General features: G+C 46.4%; 16 protein-coding genes, 1 tRNA gene and 1 rRNA gene. 7 read left to right on the top strand and 11 right to left on the bottom strand.

The features are described 5' to 3' along the window. Positions 1-117: 117 nt before the first annotated feature. The 5 genes from ADU37_RS00190 to ADU37_RS00165 all read right to left on the bottom strand — a co-directional run bounded on the left by ADU37_RS00190 (position 118) and on the right by ADU37_RS00165 (position 4,168). Positions 118-194 (bottom strand) — tRNA-Ala (locus ADU37_RS00190). A gap of 53 nt (positions 195-247) precedes the next feature. Further along, positions 248-1,733: ribosomal RNA gene (locus ADU37_RS00185) — 16S ribosomal RNA — on the bottom strand. Positions 1,734-2,220: 487 nt separating this feature from the next. After that, entirely contained in the window at positions 2,221-3,075 is an 855-nt protein-coding gene (locus ADU37_RS00175) for a ribose-phosphate diphosphokinase (RefSeq protein ID WP_058947593.1), read from the bottom strand. A 44-nt stretch (positions 3,076-3,119) separates the two neighbouring features. Then, positions 3,120-3,818, bottom strand: coding sequence for a DUF1614 domain-containing protein (locus ADU37_RS00170; protein ID WP_058945737.1), 699 nt, complete (start codon positions 3,816-3,818; stop codon positions 3,120-3,122). Continuing rightward, complete coding sequence (locus ADU37_RS00165) at positions 3,815-4,168, bottom strand: ASCH domain-containing protein (RefSeq protein WP_058945736.1); 354 nt, start codon at positions 4,166-4,168, stop codon at positions 3,815-3,817. The genes ADU37_RS00170 and ADU37_RS00165 overlap by 4 nt, the downstream gene beginning before the upstream one ends. Before the next feature lie 101 nt (positions 4,169-4,269). Here ADU37_RS00165 and ADU37_RS00160 point away from each other — a divergent pair, with 101 nt between their 5' ends. After that, positions 4,270-4,908 carry an MBL fold metallo-hydrolase gene (locus ADU37_RS00160; RefSeq protein ID WP_058945735.1) on the top strand — a complete coding sequence of 213 codons (639 nt, stop codon included), beginning with the start codon at positions 4,270-4,272 and terminating at the stop codon, positions 4,906-4,908. 11 nt (positions 4,909-4,919) lie between these two features. Further along, on the top strand, positions 4,920-5,621 hold the full coding sequence (radB, locus tag ADU37_RS00155; protein WP_058945734.1) for a DNA repair and recombination protein RadB: 702 nt from the start codon (positions 4,920-4,922) through the stop codon (positions 5,619-5,621). Here radB and ADU37_RS00150 read toward each other — a convergent pair. After that, complete coding sequence (locus ADU37_RS00150) at positions 5,581-6,996, bottom strand: DUF402 domain-containing protein (protein WP_058945733.1); 1,416 nt, start codon at positions 6,994-6,996, stop codon at positions 5,581-5,583. The genes radB and ADU37_RS00150 overlap by 41 nt on opposite strands. Continuing rightward, positions 6,962-7,723 (bottom strand): hypothetical protein, encoded by a 762-nt coding sequence (locus ADU37_RS00145; protein WP_238981977.1) that lies wholly within the window; start codon positions 7,721-7,723, stop codon positions 6,962-6,964. Before ADU37_RS00145 ends, ADU37_RS00150 begins: the two co-directional genes overlap by 35 nt. 120 nt (positions 7,724-7,843) lie before the next feature. Here ADU37_RS00145 and moaA point away from each other — a divergent pair, with 120 nt between their 5' ends. The 3 genes from moaA to ADU37_RS00130 are packed head-to-tail and all read left to right on the top strand — an operon-like array spanning position 7,844 to position 10,652. After that, positions 7,844-8,767: a GTP 3',8-cyclase MoaA gene (moaA, locus tag ADU37_RS00140; RefSeq protein ID WP_058945731.1), complete on the top strand. Its 924-nt coding sequence runs from the start codon at positions 7,844-7,846 to the stop codon at positions 8,765-8,767. A 42-nt stretch (positions 8,768-8,809) separates the two neighbouring features. Next, a complete protein-coding gene (locus tag ADU37_RS00135; protein ID WP_238981976.1) occupies positions 8,810-9,607 on the top strand; it encodes a DUF835 domain-containing protein in 798 nt (265 codons plus the stop codon). Between the two features lie 34 nt (positions 9,608-9,641). Further along, the gene (locus ADU37_RS00130) at positions 9,642-10,652 is read left to right on the top strand and encodes a class I SAM-dependent methyltransferase family protein (RefSeq protein ID WP_058945730.1); all 1,011 of its coding nucleotides are present in this window, start codon (positions 9,642-9,644) and stop codon (positions 10,650-10,652) included. Here ADU37_RS00130 and ADU37_RS00125 read toward each other — a convergent pair whose 3' ends face one another. Continuing rightward, positions 10,653-12,098 (bottom strand): replication factor C large subunit, encoded by a 1,446-nt coding sequence (locus ADU37_RS00125; protein WP_058945729.1) that lies wholly within the window; start codon positions 12,096-12,098, stop codon positions 10,653-10,655. Between the two features lie 10 nt (positions 12,099-12,108). Beyond that, the gene (locus ADU37_RS00120; RefSeq protein WP_058945728.1) at positions 12,109-14,925 is read right to left on the bottom strand and encodes an AAA family ATPase; all 2,817 of its coding nucleotides are present in this window, start codon (positions 14,923-14,925) and stop codon (positions 12,109-12,111) included. Positions 14,926-15,104: 179 nt separating this feature from the next. Here ADU37_RS00120 and ADU37_RS00115 point away from each other — a divergent pair, with 179 nt between their 5' ends. Continuing rightward, a complete protein-coding gene (locus ADU37_RS00115) occupies positions 15,105-16,292 on the top strand; it encodes a glycine C-acetyltransferase (protein WP_058945727.1) in 1,188 nt (395 codons plus the stop codon). Positions 16,293-16,519: 227 nt separating this feature from the next. Further along, positions 16,520-17,032: a DUF835 domain-containing protein gene (locus ADU37_RS00110; protein WP_058945726.1), complete on the top strand. Its 513-nt coding sequence runs from the start codon at positions 16,520-16,522 to the stop codon at positions 17,030-17,032. Here the strand turns inward: ADU37_RS00110 and endA are convergent. Both endA and rimI read right to left on the bottom strand, forming a co-directional pair. Continuing rightward, positions 17,029-17,556: a tRNA-intron lyase gene (gene endA, locus ADU37_RS00105; RefSeq protein ID WP_058945725.1), complete on the bottom strand. Its 528-nt coding sequence runs from the start codon at positions 17,554-17,556 to the stop codon at positions 17,029-17,031. The genes ADU37_RS00110 and endA overlap by 4 nt on opposite strands. Next, a complete protein-coding gene (gene rimI / locus ADU37_RS00100; RefSeq protein WP_058945724.1) occupies positions 17,538-18,047 on the bottom strand; it encodes a ribosomal protein S18-alanine N-acetyltransferase in 510 nt (169 codons plus the stop codon). The genes endA and rimI overlap by 19 nt, the downstream gene beginning before the upstream one ends. Positions 18,048-18,095 lie beyond the last annotated feature (48 nt).

Below are 18,095 nucleotides of genomic sequence, written 5' to 3'. Positions count from 1 at the left end.
TTGGAGGCTGGACATTTTTTGGGCCAAATCCACCTATGCACGGTCCTCATCGTGACCCCTTATTCGGGGCCTAGGACCCTTCCACCCCGAGCGTTGCTCGGGATGTGCACCTCTTCGTGGTGGACCGGCCGGGATTTGAACCCGGGGCCTCCGGCTTGCAAAGCCGGCGCTCTCCCAGGCTGAGCTACCGGCCCACGAAAAGGCAGGCCCAACACCCCTTAAGCCCCCCGGATGGGTTTCCGGCGATAGGAGGTGATCGAGCCGTAGGTTCCCCTACGGCTACCTTGTTACGACTTCTCCCCCCTCACGGAGCCTGGACTCGACTCCGCCCAGAGGACGGAGCCTCATCCAGACCCCGCTCGGGTGGAGTGACGGGCGGTGTGTGCAAGGAGCAGGGACGTATTCGCCGCGCGATGATGACACGCGGGTACTAGGGATTCCAGCTTCACGCGGGCGAGTTGCAGCCCGCGATCCGAACTGGGGGCGGGTTTAGGGGATTTCCTTCCCCTTTCGGGGTCGGATCCCATTGTCCCGCCCATTGTAGCGCGCGTGTAGCCCGGGGGTTTCGGGGCATACTGACCTACCGTCGCCCGCCCCTTCCTCCGGCTTATCGCCGGCAGTCCCCCCAGAGTGCCCCCTTCCCAACGGGAAGGGCTGGCAACTGGGGGCGCGGGTCTCGCTCGTTACCACACTTAAGTGGACGCCTCACGGTACGAGCTGACGGCGGCCATGCACCTCCTCTCGGCGTGTCCGGCAAGACCTTCAGCCTGGCCTTCATCCTGCCGTCGCCCCCGGTGAGGTTCCCGGCGTTGAATCCAATTAAACCGCACGCTCCACCCCTTGTAGTGCTCCCCCGCCAATTCCTTTAAGTTTCAGCCTTGCGGCCGTACTCCCCAGGCGGCGGGCTTAACGGCTTCCCTACGGCACCGGGCGAGCTCGAAGCTCACCCGACACCTAGCCCGCATCCTTTACAGCCAGGACTACCCGGGTATCTAATCCGGTTTGCTCCCCTGGCCTTCGTCCCTCACCGTCGGACCCGTTCCAGCGGGGCGCCTTCGCCACTGGCGGTCCCCCTGGGATTATAGGATTTCACCCCTACCCCAGGGGTACCCCCCGCCTCTCCCGGTCCCAAGGCCCGCAGTATCCCCAGCAAGCCCCACGGTTGAGCCGTGGGATTTCGCCAGGGACTTACGGGCCCGGCTACGGACGCTTTAGGCCCAATAATAGCGGCCACCACTCGGGCCGCCGGTATTACCGCGGCGGCTGCCACCGGCCTTGCCCAGCCCTTATTCCCGGAGCTTTTTACACTCCGGAAAAGCCGTGGCGATGCCACGGCACTCGGGGTCCCCCCGTCGCGGTTTCCCGCATTGCGGAGGTTTCGCGCCTGCTGCGCCCCGTAGGGCCTGGACCCGTGTCTCAGTGTCCATCTCCGGGCTCCTGCTCTCACAGCCCGTACCGATCTTCGGCTTGGTGGGCCGTTACCCCACCAACTACCTAATCGGCCGCCGGCCCATCCTCGGGCGGGCAAAAGCCCCTTTCGGCCTGAGGACCTTCCAGTACCTCAGGCCTATGGGGGATTAGCCCCAGTTTCCCGGGGTTATCCCCCTCCCGAGGGTAGGTTACCGACGTGTTACTGAGCCGTCCGCCGGTGGTGTCCCAGAGGGACACCCCCTTGACTCGCATGGCTTAGTCGGACCCCGATAGCAGTGGCCTCCGGCAGGATCAACCGGAATTGCTATTAGGAGTACGGCCGGTGGGACTCCCCTCGAAGGGGAGTACCATAAAACCCATCCGGGGTTTGGTCGGGGTGTTGGGCCTGCCTTACCCCCGAGGGGTCCCCTTTCGGGTTTCCTCGGGAGCGCACTTTGTTGTGCCCAAGGCTGGAGGGCGGGGTTCATTGTTGGGTGCTTTGCACCCACTCCCCTCGACGCCGCCGTTTTATGCCTGGGCTTTGGGCGCCCTTATTCGGGCGCTCCACCCTATAGCTCGAGACTCCCATAATGAAAAATTTTTGCAAAGCCTTGAGAGGCCATATTTTTAGTAAAAAAGCTGTTAAAATCGAGTTTTGTTATTACGAATTTTGAACATTTAAGTGAAAAACACCAAGCTACTTCCTCAATTGGGCAGTATGTATCTAAACCCCACCAAAAAAACAAGCCCCATACCCATTTACACATGAAGAATCCTCCAACCACAATAAAAAGAAGGCATTAAAAGACATTAAAGCCTCAAAATGTCTTCCACAAGACTTATCTTCGAAACTGAAGTGGGAATAGTGTTTGTAACGGCAAGCTCATCAACTGCTTTGCTAACTCTCTCAATAGCCCCTTCGGCAAAGACCCCATGGGTTGCAGCAACAAATATTTTTCCAGCGCCCATCTCCCTTAGTATGTCGGCAGCCTTTACCATAGTGCCCCCAGTGCTTATGATGTCATCCACTATGAGCACGTTTTTCCCTTTCACGTCAACTTCTACTGGAGTCATCCGAACTTCGGTTGGAGAGACGCGCTTCTTCTCGAAGTGGCTAAACTCTAAACCAAGAAGCTCCGCAACAGCCTTTGCCCTCTCCAATGCACCCTTGTCCGGAGCTAAAACTAACCCTTCACCAAGCTTTTCCCTAAAGTACTCGGCTATGGCTCTGGCAGGGCTTAAGTTAACTGCCTTCCCCGGGAAGTATTCCAGAGTTTTTGGATTATGGAGGTCAAAGACATAAAGCTCATCATAATAGATGCCAAGAGCCTTCATAACTGCCCTAACGCTTATTGGCTCTCCTTCTTTGGTAACCCTGTCCTGCCTTGAATAAGCCAGATACGGAACAACTGCCTTAAGATGCTCAAACCCTCTCTCTTTAAGTGCATCTCCCAAGAGGAGTAGCTCAATAAGGTGCTCATCTTGAGGATTAAAGGTGGATTGAACAACAACAGCTTCTTTTCCCTCTCCAAGAATCCTTACGTACTTTTCCCCATCGGGGAACTTCTTTATCTCAACCTCCAAAACTTCCCTGCCGTATTTGCTTGCCTTCATCTTAACCTCTTCGGCCATGTGATAAGCCCCACTCCCCAGTACTACTTTCATCACAGCCACCCCAGAGAGAATGGGTTTAGCGTTTAATACCTTTTTCATACCAGCAACACCGCAATAACACCGGCAAGAAAAATACCATCGAAAGTACCGGCACCTCCTATGCTAACCATCGGAGCTCCGAGATCTTTGAGCTTGTTCCAGTTTAACAAATCAGCCCCTATAAGGACACCCATTGTACCGCTTGTATACGCCACCAGGGGCTTATTTGATGCCCCTATAGTGAGGGCAAGGAGAGCAGCAACTAAGGGGGGAACAAAAGTAGGAATTGCTATGCCTAATCCTTTCACTGGTCTTGAAAAGGTTTTGCTAACTATCGTCGAGACAAAAACGGCGACCGCCACTCTAATTAAAAGATCATTTTGTTCAAGGACTATAAGCCTCAATAGCTCATAGAGAACCACACTCAGGGGAACAAGAGCTCCCCCAACGTTAACACTCACTATTGTTTTTTGCTCACCCCAGTCAACGTATGGAACGGGATAAGTGATGCCAAAAAAAGACACTTTGGCAACTCTAACAATTGGCCCATAGCTTCTGATCTCCTTAACCGGAATGTTGATGAAGCTTCCTATTAATGAAGCCCAAAACAGCGTAAAAGCTACTGGAAGAGGAAGTCCCAGCTTTTGAAATGCCAGTGTTATTGTACCTGCAAAGAGTATGAAAAGAATAGTTAACAAGAAAATCAAGAGAACTAAGAAAGGCAAGGTTAGAGGTAGAAAAAAGTACCTCCTCACTCCTTGAACCCCCTTATATTAACCCATATTTGAGCACCTTTTGCCATTATAACCCCCAATGGCCTCTCAAACTTCACAGGATTTTTGAAAACCCACGCGTAAAGTCTCTTACCGTTTGAATAGCCCTTTAGGAACTCATATTCTGCGAGATGCTTTTCCTTATGCACCTTTAGCTCCTCAGGTGTGAAGGGACCCAAGACATCCACAAGTTCCGCTTTTCCTATTGCAAAACCCCTGTTTATAATGTAAACTTCCCCTCTAATCTTGGTGGAGCTCTTTCTAATTTCCCATTTCTTCTTTCCTTCCACAATCCACGAAGCAAATGGTTCCTTGACTATTAACCCCTTCATATTCCTTCAAATCGAAATAATGATAATTCCTTTATAAAACCAACGTTTGATGGGAAAGATTTAAGTGGGGCTTCAATCTATTATTCTCGGAGGCCACGCCTATGAAGATTATCTGGTATGGTCATGCTTGTTTTTGGATTGAAATAAATGGTGTGAAAATTCTGATAGACCCCTATGAATATGTCAATGACGATGCCATAGACGGCATCGATTACATACTGGTTACCCATGAACACATAGACCACTACGGCAAAACACCCCTTCTTGCGAGACTTAGAGATGCAACTGTAATAGGACCCAAACCCGTCTACCTGATGGCAATAAGCGACGGAATAACCAAAGTCATGGAGATAGAAGGAGAACAAGAGATAGAACTTGAAAACAAGGTTAGAGTAAAGGCGATATTTATGGAGCACCCCTCAAGCCAGTATCCGGTAGGGTACATCATATCCAATGAGCAGAAAACACTTTTCCATACAGGGGATACCTATTACAGCCCGATTTTCAAAAATTTCCGGGGCAAAATAGATGTCCTTTTCGTACCAATAAGCGGAAGGTCAACTGCAAACGTGAGGGAGGCGGCAAACATAGTTGAAGTAGTTCGGCCAAAAATAGTAATACCGATGCACTATGGCGTCTACAGTGAAGGAAATGTGGAAGAACTAATTAAAGAGCTCAGGGAGAGAAGGATATGGGTTCTGGTAAAAGTTCCAGAAGTTGGAAAGCCCCTTGAAGTGTAGCGGTGTGGATAATGCTAACCACCGGCAGTAAGAGCTTAGACGAATTACTAGGTGGAGGAATAGGCAGGGGAGTGTTAACTCAGGTATACGGTGCATTTGCTACTGGAAAAACCACTCTAGCAATGCAGGTGGGCCTTTTAAATGATGGAAAAGTGGCTTATATAGATACTGAGGGAGGGTTCTCCCCCGAGAGATTGGCCACAATGGCTGAAACCAGAGGACTTGACAAAGAAAAAATCCTCCAGAAGTTTCTAATTTTTGAATCGTTTGATTTCAAAGAACAGAAAAAAACTATCTCAGGCCTTAAAAAGATCATAAATGAAAGATTCTCTCTAATCGTAGTGGATTCAATAACCAACCACTATAGAGTAGAAAAAAACAAAAGTGCAGTTACCGCTGATCTCGGAAAGCAACTTCAGACTCTGCTTTGGCTTGCAAGAAAATACAATCTGGGGGTTATTGTTGTAAATCAAGTCTATTTTGATTCAGAACACAATCTCCTAAAGCCCATAGCAGAGCATACCTTGGGATATAAGTGTAAAGACATCCTCAGATTAGAAAAGCTAAGGGATGGCTTCAGAATCGCGGTTTTGGAAAGACATAGGCTCAAACCAGAGGGGGGTATTGTTTACTTTAAAATAACGGATAAAGGAATAGAAGATGCGGAAAAAATTAAACCTTCTCAAAAAGCTCCTGAGTTAATCTCACTATAGCCTTGTAGAGCTTTTCACTTATAACCCCCTCTTCATAATGTCTCCTGAGCTCGTCTTTGTCTACGATCTCCTTCTTCCCGTCAGGCCACTTTACGATATCAACCTCTAAATCAACGTACCTTGCCTTATCTGGATATATCTCAACTGGGGTGCAGATGTTGTAGTATTCTCCCTTTAGGTTACCACCTCTATCGTAATAGCTGTGCTTGAACCACCATTTTCCTTCTTCGATCTCAGTTATTGCATAATCCCCAGCTTCTATTGGTAAATCTAAGCCATCATAGAATCTACCCGGCTTTAGATTCCTTCTTACCTTCAGCTTCAGCGGATTCAAGGAAACCTCCACCACTTCCCCCGGACCTATCTTGATTACTTGACCGTCTGGCTTAACGTGCTCAAATCTGAAAAGCCATCCTTGCTTTGGCCCCTTATTGTCGATCAATGCCTCTAAAAAGCCTTCGCTAACCTTTCTTCTCTGAGAAGGGATTTTGCTTAAAATTCCCTCCCCAATTTCAACGGCAAACCCAAACTCGGGATCATATGCCTTGAACTTGTGATGCCCCTCTATCGTAGGAACTACGGTATTTCTTATGTCATCAAGCTTTGCCTTTGCCGCACCGCCAAATTCGACTTCATAGATGTCTCTACCCTCAACCACTTGAGCTGGAGCGGAGTACTTTTCAGCTTCCTTTAACTTCTCAGCGATCTTTGAAAGCTTTATCAGCTCATCACGCAAGAGATTCCAATCTTTATACGCTGCTGCCGTTCTCCACAAAACCCCCCATTCTCCAAGATCGACACTCAATCCAAGTATTCTAAGCCTTTCTCTCTCTGACTGATCCCTGATCTTCCTTGATATTTTCACATGTTTCTGGGTTCCAACGGGTTTTGGAATAAGCACCGCATAGTCCCCGGGTATGGTGAGTAAGACACTCAAATGAGGAAGGAGGTTGTTTTTCTTGACCTGAACAAGCACCTCGTCCCCTTCAGCAGCATCTGGAAACTCTTCTATTAGCAAAGTTCCAATTGCATTTCCTATGTCCACATACACGTATCTTTCGTCCTTTTTGATAACGATTCCTTTATATATGCCGTAAAGTTGGTAGGGCATTTTTCTAAAGAAAACGTCTAAAAATTTCTCCTCAAAAACCTTCTTAACCTCTTCAACCTTTTCTCCAACCAGCACCACGCCATGGGAGTCTTTTTTGTCTTGAATATCCACATCGAACTCATCGTAGACCTTTTCAATGCCCAGTCTTTCAGCAACCTTCTGACTTGGCTGGCTTATCTTAAAGCCTTCATCGAGGAGCAACTTTGTCAAGGCAGTGCTGTATATCCCCCTAATCCTCACCGAAACCTCTGAGTTTGTAGACATATTCACCACCCCTTTCCCGTTTTTCCACAACACCAATGAGCGTTAGGCCTTCAAGGATTTTAGCGGCATGTTCCCTCTCAACACCGCTGTTCTTTTCTACATTTCTCACCTCAACCCACAGCAATCCCTGTGAATGCCAGTCTCTCAAGGCTTCTTCAACTTTATGAACCCACGAGGGATTGGTGTAGAGGTAATATACGAATGAGACTAAGAGCTCAAGTTTCTCATCCAAATTTTCTATCTTTTTTATTTTGTCAATAATATTGACCGGTGGTAGTTTCCTCTCCTCACTTATAAATATAAGCCCCTCAAGTTCTCCAGTTAGCTTTTGAATTGTTTGTGTTATGGAGTAATCATACACCCTATAAAACTGCAGCAACCTCTGGAGGGATGCATTTATTTTGGCTTTTTCAGTGAAGCTCATTTTCGGATTCTCAACTAAAAGAAGGACTTCTTCTAATCGAAATTTCATTTGATGTTCGTTTTTTTGAAGCTCTTTTGCGAGCCGCTCAAGGTCTCCCCCAAGAAGAGAAGATGCCTTCCCTATTTGAGACGCCGTATCAAATTTTCTCTCAATGATGCCATAAAGCTCGGACAGCAGGTCTTTTAACTCTTCAAACTCCCATGATGAAAAAGAGTACACACGAAGAAAGCTCTTCTGAAACTCTTTGTGGAGAACCTCAGCCTCTTTAACGAGTTCACGGATTTTATTTGTATCCACCTTCATCCCCTACATTATATACTCCCTCATTGTTCTTTTACTTTTCGCAGTCTTTGTGATTAACATAGTTGTTTACCCAAAATCTTTTTTTAAAGCAATGATGTTTTAAATAATAGAGGGGAGCGCATGGTTTTAGTGGATCGCTTTGGAAGACCGGTGACAAATCTGAGAATTTCTCTCACGAATGAGTGCAACTTAAACTGCTTTTACTGCCATAGAGAGGGACAAACCCTCAGCTTCCAAGAAATGAAACCAGAAGAAATAGAAAGGATAGTCAGAATAGCATCCCAGCTCGGTATAAAAAAGGTCAAGCTAACCGGAGGGGAACCGACTGTTAGAAAAGACATCGTTGAGATAGTGAGGAGAATACGGCCCTATGTTGAAGACCTCTCCATGACCACCAACGGAACAACGATGAAGTTACTGGCAGAGCCACTAAAAGAAGCTGGACTTGATAGAGTGAACATAAGTCTTGATACTCTTGACAGGGAAAAATATAAAGCTATTACAGGATTTGATGTTTTACCTCAGGTTCTTGAAGGAATCGAGAAAGCAGTCAAGCTCTTCTATCCGGTTAAGCTCAACATGGTTGTCATGAAAGGTCTCAACGATGGGGAGATATGGGATATGATAAACTATGCCGCTCAGAAAAACGCCATTCTTCAGCTGATTGAAATTGAAGTCCCAAGGGAGATGGAAAGCTCATGGTTTTTCAAAAAGTACTTTTATCCGCTAAAACCTCTGGAAGAGAAATTTGAGGAGATAGCAGTAGAGGTAAAGGAAAGACAAATGCACAGAAGAAAGAAATACTTTATTCCCACAGACTACGGCATCGCCGAAGTTGAAGTCGTCAGGTCAATGCACAACACAATATTCTGCGCAAACTGCACTAGGATAAGGCTCACTTCAACGGGCCATCTAAAGACCTGCCTCCTGAGAAGGGATGACCTCGTAGATATCCTAACTCCAATAAGGAACAACGCCTCCGATGAGGAACTTATTGAAATTTTTAAAAAGGCTATTCTCATGCGGGAGCCCTATTGGAGGTAAATATTTAAACATCTCGTGGGAAATATCCTTGAGGGGAAAAGGATGTATATGAATATCCTCGGAGTCCTAGCAGGTACAATCCTTGTGGTGATGGGAATAGCCCTCAGCCTAAGAGCCCTCTATTACTACAAAAACATCCAGGAACCCGGAAAAAACCTAGCCAAGAAATTTCTAATTTCCGCCTCCCTTTTTGTTGCAGGCTCACTTGGAGTTGTGGTCGATTCTTTAAGTGAAGCCAAGCTATGGTTGGTATCGGCGATTTTCTACACCCTCTCTTACATAATTCTGGTATCATCCGTTGTTTATTACCTCAGTGCTCTAAGCCCCACAGAAATAAAACCAAGAAAATACCCCAGAAAGATATCACTTTCACCAATAACCGGGGCATATGCGTTTAAAAAACCTGTAAGCCCGCATGGATTAGCTTTCCTATCAAGGCATTCAAATGGGGTGCTCGTTGTTAGCAGGACTCAAAAGGAGCTATGGGTGAAAAAGTACCGGCTGGAGCCGGATAAGTTTATATGGCTAAGCAGGCTGGAGAGTAATGAAGCAGCGGATCCCACAAAGCTCCACGTGATTCAGGATGCTATTTTAAGATTTTTAAAGGAAAGAGGAGGAAAAGCAGTTGTGTATTTTGAGGGGATTGAATATCTAATACTCTACAACAACTTTTCTTCAGTTGCAAAGTTTTTGTTCTCATTAAAGGACTACGTAATCTCCAACGAGTCAATGCTAATCTTATATTTGCCTCCAAACGTCTTAGACAAAACTCAAGAGACAATACTCTTGAAAGAGTTTCAGGAAAAGAGGGAAGAGGAGCTCATTAAGGAGATTTCCTAAAAATTGTTCGCGGCACTGCTAGAGGGAGAAAACCATGCCAGCGGTAAGAGTAAAGAAGAGTGAGGCAGAAGAGGCAAAGAGAATCCTTAAGCGGGGGGGAATTTACGATGGAAAGAGAAGACCAAGAAGAGAGAAAGAAAACATTCTCTTTCCTATAAAAGACCCAGAGAAAGCCAAAAATCTTGGATTTGAGGTTGTGGATATTGAGCTTCCTTTCAGACCAGAGAGACAGATTTACAAAAACCTTGAGAGCATTTTAAGGGACAAGTTTACGAAAGAGGAGCTAAACTTCCTCAGGCGTTATGATATTATAGGGGACATGGCGATAATTCAAATCCCACCGGAAATAGAGCGCAGGGAAAAGGAGATAGTTGAGGCTCTACTCAAAGTGCATCCGTTTCTAAAGGTGATAGCGAAGAAAGGGTTCCACAAAAGTGTCTTCAGGATAGGGGAATACTCAATAATATGGGGGGAAAAGAGGCTCACAACAGTGCACAAAGAGAACGGTGTAAAAATTAAAGTTGACCTAAGCAAAGTCTTCTTCAACCCCAGAATGAAGGGAGAGAGGTACAGGCTGGCTCAGCTCGTAAAAGATGGGGAGAGAGTTCTCTTGATGTTTGCCGGAATTCTACCCTATGCCCTCGTGATTGCAAGATACAAAAACGCTAAAATAACGGCCGTAGAGTTAAACGAAAATGCCGTAAAGCTCGGCATTGAAAACATTCAGTTAAACAGGGATAAACTCAAGGGTAGCATAGGGATCATACAGGGGGATGTGTTTGATGTTGTCCCAAAGCTTGGGACTTTTGATAGGGTTATAAGCCCAACCCCAAAAGGTGTTGATGCTCTCCGCTTGGCACTTGAAAAAGCCGAAAAGTGGGTTCATTACTATGATTTTGTTCACGAGGACAAAATAGAGGACTTTAAAGAAAGAATCATCTCCCAGTGCAGAGAGCTCGGAAAGGAATGTAGGATAAGGATAAAGAAAGTCTCTGATTATAAACCTCATGTCCTTAAGGTCTGTGCCGATATCGAACTTCTTTGATTACTTCTTCAGGAAATCAAAGAGAGTCGCCTGTTTGCCTTTTTTCTCTTTCTTTTCCTCGGGTTTTTCCTCAACTACTTTTTCTTCCTCTATTTCTTCAGCCTCTTTAACTTCTTCCTCTGGCTCTTCTTCACTGGTCTCTTCTTCCTCTATAGTCTCGGCTTCAATTGTTTCAATTCTCACTTCAAGCTCCGTTTTCGTTTCCCTCAACTTTCTATGAATGGCCAGCATCTTCCCTTTGATCTTTGCCGCCTTCTCTTTATCTTCAGCAAGGAACTCAATCTCCTTATCCCCCAAGTCAAGAAAAACCGCTATATGAGCTGCAATGTCTGGATTGTTAATGAATATGGCTTTGAATACCTGCATTGTTTCAATTGCCTCAAGTTTGCTCATGTGCATTTCCTTCATTATCTTTTTCACTATGGAGTCCCTGATAGACCGCTCCTCCTGGGTATCCTTGAGAATTCTAAGAGTTTTTGGTGGATAAAAGCGTAAGAAGCCTTTTTTCTTTACCCCTGAAACAGCGACTCCGGCGGTCATCATGTCCATTGCATACTTCCACAAGCCGTAGTTCCCTGTTCTCGTTGCCCTTCCAAGGTATATATCGGCTCTGCTTATTGCCTCATATGCCCTCGCAATGTCCTCTGGTTTGTAATACACATAGGGGATGTTTTCTTCAATCCAGAGAAGAACTTCGTCTGGGGTATTGTCAAGGTTCATGAGGGCCATCTTTGCCCTTTTTGCATTATCTGTGGCAAATATCATGCCCAGAGCTTCAAAAATCGACTTCTCAACATCCCTATATGCCAGAACAAGCTCGGCATCTTCAACGCCGCCGCTTACGAGATTTTGAAGGTCATTTATTGCTGCCCTCAAGTCCCCCCTGGCTCTTTTTGCAATCTCCTCCAGGACTTCTTTAGGAACAAAAATACCCTCTGCTTTTACAATCCTGAAGAGAGCCTTTAAAATGTCCCTCTGGCCTAAACGATTGTACTCCACTATTTCTGCTTTGTTTCTTATCTCCAATGGCACCTCCCAGTATCTGTTGGCGGACATTATTATGGGATTCCTCGCCTTGTCTATGAGCTTCGCTATCTCTTTTGCTCCTGAAGGCTCTATGTTATCGGCTTCATCAAGGAAGATCAGCTTTCTCCTCCTTCCAAAGACATCCATTGTATAGGCCGCATTGAGGTAGCGCTCTATTTTACCAAAAGTTCTGTCGTCGCTTGCGTTGAGCTCAATTACCTCAAACCTATACTCGTTAGCCAGAGCATAAACCGTGGTAGTCTTCCCGCTACCAGGGGGACCGGCAAGGAGGAGAGCTTTTTTCTTGGGAGTTCCATGTAGCCAGCTTTCAATCCATGCTTTAACCTTCTCCAACGCTTTCTCTTGATTCACTATCTCCGCAAGCCTTCTTGGCCTATACTTTTCAACCCATAGCAGCATTTGGGCTCACCTAATCCTTGCCAAGCAGCGTAAACTGCGCCAAGAGAGCTTCAAGCTGAATCATTTCATTTGCTCCCTCAACAAGCCTGAAGTTGTACTCTCCTATTTTATCAGCCAGGGCAACCTTCTTTGGTTCGCTTATTGGAAGGTTAAACACCTCTTTGTGCATCTGTATAAGAACATCCTCACCGCTTAAACCTTGCTTTAGGAGTATCTCCCTGAGCTTCTCCCTGGCCTTGAGGAAGTTGCCCTCTAAAGCTAAAAGCATCATTTCTCTAACGTCTTCTGGTCTGGCCCTGCTTGCAACCAAAAATACGTTTTCATCGGTTATCTTTGTGTCAAGGGCAGCTGCAGCCTGGAGAACGTTTATGGCTCTCCTTAAATCTCCTTCGGCAACGTAGAGGAGTGCTTGAAGACCTTCTTCAGTAAGCTCAAGCCCCTCGTTTTCGGCTATGTACTTTAATCTTTTTGCGATATCTTCATCTTTTAACGGTCTGAAGCGGAAGATGGCGCATCTGCTCTGTATGGGTTCAATGATCTTTGATGAGTAGTTGCAGTTGTGACTTACGAGGCCGTTTGAGATGAAGCTGTGATCAGAGGCGCAGGTAACGTCATACACGTCGAGATACCCAAGCTTTTCCTTCTTTATGACCCTCTCAATGACGTATCCAGATCTAACGCGTTCCTTCATGAAGTCCTCAAATGTCATGAAATCCCTGGTTAGACCGATGGGGATCCCTTTAAGCCTGTTAACTACAAAGTCCCTCTTCAAGCCGAGCAGCTTGGCGGCCTGTGCTGGGTTGCTTCTTTCGGCAATCTCAACGGTTTTCTCCGCTATCAGGGGCAGAATGACCTCCTTGTACGCCAGCTTTATTCTGAGGTATTCACCGACCAGCCGGGCATAAGAGTCTTTGACGTAGGCGTAGCCGATTCTCGTTAAGAACTTCAGGTAATTGACATCGTTTGGTGTAACAGCAAGTCTCACTATGAATCTGTCTCCGAAGGGGCTTACTATCACCTTCGAATCAACGTCAAACTCTCTGAGGAGCTCGGCAATGTCGTTAAAGAACTCGGTCGTCTTTTCAAGGCTCTCCCGCATTGCACGCATCTCAAGTTTTATCCCATTGAAGTTATACTTTCCGGGGTAGGGTTTGGTTCCGTCCGCAGCAAAGAGCCCCCTGAGGAACTCTCTCTTGACGAAAAGGTTGCCATTCTTTATCCACTTTGGAACCCGATAACCCTTTTTCGTCTTGTTCCCGGCTTCAACGCCCCAGAAACGCATAAGGGCATGGAAGGCCCTGCTGTCAACATAGAGCATGTGTATTCTGCCATCCACCTTCCTTCCGCCTATCTCCGACGAGAATTCACGCTCTATTATTTCTGAGGGATTCAAACCGAGCTTCTTGAGATCTTCCGCCAGTGCCTTAAGCTCCTTCTTTGAGGAGTTGAACCATATTCTTGCTCCATCCTTGGCGAGGTGCCCATCACCAAGCAGGAAGCCCAAAACTCTCGCCAAAATTCCTGCTCTTTCGTCGTCGTATCTTACCAGCCACTTCTCCTTGACCTCACGAAGTAAGTGATAAGCCGAACCATCGAGTTCACCGGCAAGGAGCCTCCTAACGGCTGTGTGGCTTATCTTTATCCCGAACTCTTTCTCAAGGATTCTCTTAACATCAGCGACATTCCTGAGGGGAACCCCATCGCGGAGCTTCCTGATGAGTTGCTTTTTCCCTTCTATCCTCCTTTCGACGTAGCCTTTCTCTTCTAACCTCTTAAGGAGCTGATTCAGCCTCACCCTCGAGAGCCCGACCTTCTCTTGAATTTCTTCCCGAGATGTCCATTCGCGTGGGATCTCTTGGAGGATCTCGGCTTCCCTCACCGTTAAGCCATTTTCCATCTCAGCTTTCAGTTCAAGCACCCTCGCAAGGATTTTCTCTTTATCCTTAGTCACCAGCTCACGGAAGCTCTTCGCCTTTCCAATGGGTTTTCTTCCCCTTTCAAGCTCCAACTTGTTGGCGAACTCGTAAAATTCCTTAAGATCTATAATGTGCTCTGAGCTGACTTCATAGGGTGTTCCCTCAAGGGTAGGCTTTACGAGAACTTCGCTCCCTTCCTTGAGGTCATAAGTCTGTACCCATCCTCTTGGAGTTAGAAACATGTGATCTCCCGTTGCCTCTATCACCCTCCCGCTCTCAAGGGTCAATCTGAAGACCGGGTGGCCGATTATCTTGGAGTTAAAGGCAACTGCTGCTATTACTGTATCCCTCCCCTTCCTGTTGGATACCTCTCTCACAAGGCCCTTTTCGTAAAACTTAAGGAAGTCTCTGATCTTCACTTCTCTCTCGTCTGGGGTGTATATTCTTGTGTCACCTGTGACACAGCTTAGTATAAATCTAACGTTGCTCGAAAACATCTCCATGGTTCTCCTCAAGGCTTGCTGGGCATCTTGCGTTAAAGCGTCAGCCTCGTCGAGGAAGATTATCTTGAAGCTCGCGCCGCCTATCGGCTTAGTCCTCGCGAACTCCTTTACCTTCTCACGGATGACGTTTATGCCCCTCTCATCGCTCGCGTTCAGCTCAAGGAAGTTGTGCCTCCAGTTTTCGCCAAAAAGCTCCCTCGCGAGGGCCAGAGCCGAAGTCGTCTTTCCCGTTCCGGGTGGACCTGCAAAGAGAAGATGCGGCATCGAACCAGTTCTAACATAATGCTTAAGCCTCTTCACTATGTGATCTTGTCCCACGATATCATCAAGCCTCTCAGGCCTGTACTTTTCAACCCACGGTTTTTCAAGAATTTTAACTTCCTTGACCTCTTTTACTTCATCAGCCATTGCGACCACCTGTTATCGTGACCTAAACACTTTATAATCACGAGAATATTTAAATTCTTTGGAACCCAAAAGAATCTCCAAACTTCATCAAAAGGAGACTGGTGTTGGTCCCTTGTTAGTTGAGATGCGTGAAAAACTTTTATATGTGAGAAATACCAATATTCCACTTGGTGGTGCCCATGGCAAAGCTTGACTGGATTACCGAGGAGCTTAATGAACTTAAAGAAAAAGGACTTTATGTAAGAATTAGAGTTCTCCAGAGCGCCCAAGGCCCTTGGGTGATTGTGGACGGAAAGAAAGTTCTAAACATGTGCTCCAACAACTATCTTGGCTTAGCGGCACATCCAAAAATTAAGGAGGCAGCTATAAGGGCCATTCTTGACTATGGCGTTGGAGCTGGAGCTGTTAGAACGATAGCCGGAACCATGGAGCTCCACGTGGAGCTTGAAGAAAAACTTGCAAAGTTCAAGAAGAGGGAAGCGGCCATTCTCTTCCAGAGCGGCTACAATGCAAACCTCGGGGCAATAAGTGCCCTCATAAAGAAAGATGAGGATGGAGTTTTTGTAAGCGAAGAGCTAAACCACGCAAGCATCATTGATGGAATGCGCTTAAGCGGTGCACCAAAAGTTATCTACAAGCACCTTGACATGGAGGACCTCAAGAAAAAGCTTGAAGAAGTGAAAGACAAGAAAAAGAAGCTTATTGTCACCGATGGTGTATTCAGCATGGACGGTGACCTTGCTCCTCTCCCCGAGATCGTGGAATTAGCGGAACAGTACGATGCCATGGTATACGTTGACGACGCCCACGGTGAGGGTGTTTTGGGTGAACATGGAAGGGGTATTGTTGACCATTACAAGCTCCACGACAGAGTTGACTTCGAGATGGGAACCCTAAGCAAGGCCTTCGGTGTCATTGGTGGCTATGTTGCAGGGCCAGAGGAGGCGATAGAATATTTAAAGCAGAGAGGAAGACCATTCCTGTTCTCATCCGCCTTGAATCCACCCGACGTTGCTGCCGCTATTGCAGCCGTTGAGATTCTCCAGAAGAGCGATGAGCTCGTTAAAAAGCTCTGGGACAACACACACTTCCTCCAGAAGGGACTTAGAGACATTGGCTATGACTTAGGAAACACCAAGCACCCGATAACCCCGGTAATGCTCTACGACGAAAAGCTGGCCCAGGAGTTCTCAAGAAGACTCTACGATGAATACAACATCTTTGCACAGGCGATAGTTTATCCGACAGTCCCATTAGGCACAGCGAGAATAAGGCTCGAACCTTCGGCAGCCCACAGCAAGGAGGACCTGCAGTACGTCATAGATGCCTTCGAAGACCTCGGAAAGAAGACCGGATTCTTGAAGTGATTTTTCCTAACTTTTTATTTTTGAACTTTTTCTAACGAAAGGTATTTAAATCCATATGCCTACTCATTCCCGGAGGTGAGAGGGGATGAGCGTCATAACTGCAACCCTCTCACTGATAGTCCTGTTATTGTTGATAAGCCTAGCCTTTAGATAGAAAGCTCCTAAACACTCTTGGGAATGGCCTAATAGCATTCGCACTTCTTTTCCTTATTCTCAGGTGGATATCCATGCTAAAAAACATCATAGCAAGATACGGGCTCTCTCCAGTGATAGAAATAGAGGGGAAAGAGGAAAAATTTGCCCCCGGGGTGTATCTATGCAAAACAGGAGATTGCAACTCATTACTGTTGGATCTGTTGAAAGGGAGGGCCGGACTAATTGTCTCCAGAACACCAAGGCACGTGCTTAAAGAAAAGCTAAAGCTTGAGCAAACCCCAATTTTATGGCTCACAAAAATAGATGGGGAAGGAAATATACATCCACTAAGGCTTGAGTTCCTTCTGCAGACATTGGTAGACTTCATGAAGTCAGGAGATACTCCAAAGATAATTTTACTAGATGGAATCGAATATCTCATGGTAGAAAATGGGTTTGAGCCGGTCTTTAAGTTCCTGGTAGCATTGAACGATTACGCCCTGCTCAACAACACGATAATCTTGGTTCCCTTGGATGAGAGCGCTGTTGAAAAAAGACACGCAAACCTCTTAAGGAGGGAGTTTAGGGAGATAAGGGCAGACTAGAATTTTATTCTGCCTATGTGGTAATAAACCACGTCATTGTCCTCATCGACCACCGCCAGAACCATCTTTTTTCTAACCCCATGGGCAACCCTAACCCTAGCGGTTAAGTCGTTTGGATACATCTTCTGGTTCTCACTCACCACCCAGATTAGCCAGTCCGCATGCTCCTCCATTCCTTTGCGGTACACCCTAAAGTGGGAGCCGTATTTGAGAGCTGTCTTCACAGTGTAACCTCTATCCCTGAGATCCCTGTAAACCAAAAACTTTAAATCAAACTGTTCATCTTTTTTCCTTCCAATTTCGAAAAGCTCTTGAACGCTGAGCTCTTTTTCACCATCAAAAACTTTAATCCACCCTTTGTCCAATAGATAAGCGGCTTCAATGAGAGAGAGGAAAAGCTTGCCCTTTACAACCTCCCCGTAATGCCTCTTGTTGTAGAGCTTGTTTATAGCACTCTCCATCGTGCTGAAAACCCTATCCCCGCTTAGGTAAAATTTGAACTCGCTCAACTCTTGCCACCCCATGCGTCTGGTGTGAGAACCATGTAGTAGGCATCCTCGCCATCGGAGTAGTAGCCTTTTATGATTTTCATCTTCTTAAAGCCCAGCTTTTCGTAGAGCTCTATAGCCCTCTTGTTGCTGACCCTGACCTCAAGTCCTATATACCTGGCACCACGTTTTATTAACCTGTCTATAACAGCCTCCATCAAGGCTTTGCCTATCCCATTCCCCCTATAAAGGGGATCGACGGCTATGCTCATTATGTGGCCTTCCATGTCCGGTCTTAGATATCCCATCACATAGCCCACTATCTTCCCGTTGTATTCTGCAACCAGAAACGTCTCCGGATTTGCCTCAAGGAACATCAAAAATAAGCCTCTCGGGTACTGCTCCCTAAAAGACTGCCTTTCAATGCGCATAACCTCACTTAGGTCAAAGAGGGTGGCAGGTCTAATTGTGACAAGGCTCAGAGGGATTTTTTGTAGGAAGGGGGCATCTCTTGAAGATAGGCTCATATTGAAATATTCTCCCGACGGTTTTTAATCTTATTGATTCACGGAGAA

Origin of the sequence: Thermococcus sp. 2319x1 (assembly GCF_001484685.1) — an archaeon.
Lineage (GTDB): Archaea > Methanobacteriota_B > Thermococci > Thermococcales > Thermococcaceae > Thermococcus_A.
This window is presented reverse-complemented; position numbering and strand designations above follow the sequence as displayed.

Bases quoted from the DNA above. Each gene is read 5' to 3' on its own strand.
- ADU37_RS00175 (WP_058947593.1), bottom strand. From the start codon at position 3,075: ATGAAAGTAGTACTGGGGAGTGGGGCTTATCACATGGCCGAAGAGGTT.
- ADU37_RS00135 (WP_238981976.1), top strand. From the start codon at position 8,810: ATGTATATGAATATCCTCGGAGTCCTAGCAGGTACAATCCTTGTGGTG.
- endA (WP_058945725.1), bottom strand. From the start codon at position 17,556: ATGGGGTGGCAAGAGTTGAGCGAGTTCAAATTTTACCTAAGCGGGGAT.
- ADU37_RS00150 (WP_058945733.1), bottom strand. From the start codon at position 6,996: ATGTCTACAAACTCAGAGGTTTCGGTGAGGATTAGGGGGATATACAGC.
- rimI (WP_058945724.1), bottom strand. From the start codon at position 18,047: ATGAGCCTATCTTCAAGAGATGCCCCCTTCCTACAAAAAATCCCTCTG.
- ADU37_RS00145 (WP_238981977.1), bottom strand. From the start codon at position 7,723: ATGAAGGTGGATACAAATAAAATCCGTGAACTCGTTAAAGAGGCTGAG.
- moaA (WP_058945731.1), top strand. From the start codon at position 7,844: ATGGTTTTAGTGGATCGCTTTGGAAGACCGGTGACAAATCTGAGAATT.
- ADU37_RS00110 (WP_058945726.1), top strand. From the start codon at position 16,520: ATGCTAAAAAACATCATAGCAAGATACGGGCTCTCTCCAGTGATAGAA.
- ADU37_RS00125 (WP_058945729.1), bottom strand. From the start codon at position 12,098: ATGCTGCTATGGGTTGAAAAGTATAGGCCAAGAAGGCTTGCGGAGATA.
- ADU37_RS00115 (WP_058945727.1), top strand. From the start codon at position 15,105: ATGGCAAAGCTTGACTGGATTACCGAGGAGCTTAATGAACTTAAAGAA.
- ADU37_RS00160 (WP_058945735.1), top strand. From the start codon at position 4,270: ATGAAGATTATCTGGTATGGTCATGCTTGTTTTTGGATTGAAATAAAT.
- ADU37_RS00120 (WP_058945728.1), bottom strand. From the start codon at position 14,925: ATGGCTGATGAAGTAAAAGAGGTCAAGGAAGTTAAAATTCTTGAAAAA.
- radB (WP_058945734.1), top strand. From the start codon at position 4,920: ATGCTAACCACCGGCAGTAAGAGCTTAGACGAATTACTAGGTGGAGGA.
- ADU37_RS00165 (WP_058945736.1), bottom strand. From the start codon at position 4,168: ATGAAGGGGTTAATAGTCAAGGAACCATTTGCTTCGTGGATTGTGGAA.
- ADU37_RS00130 (WP_058945730.1), top strand. From the start codon at position 9,642: ATGCCAGCGGTAAGAGTAAAGAAGAGTGAGGCAGAAGAGGCAAAGAGA.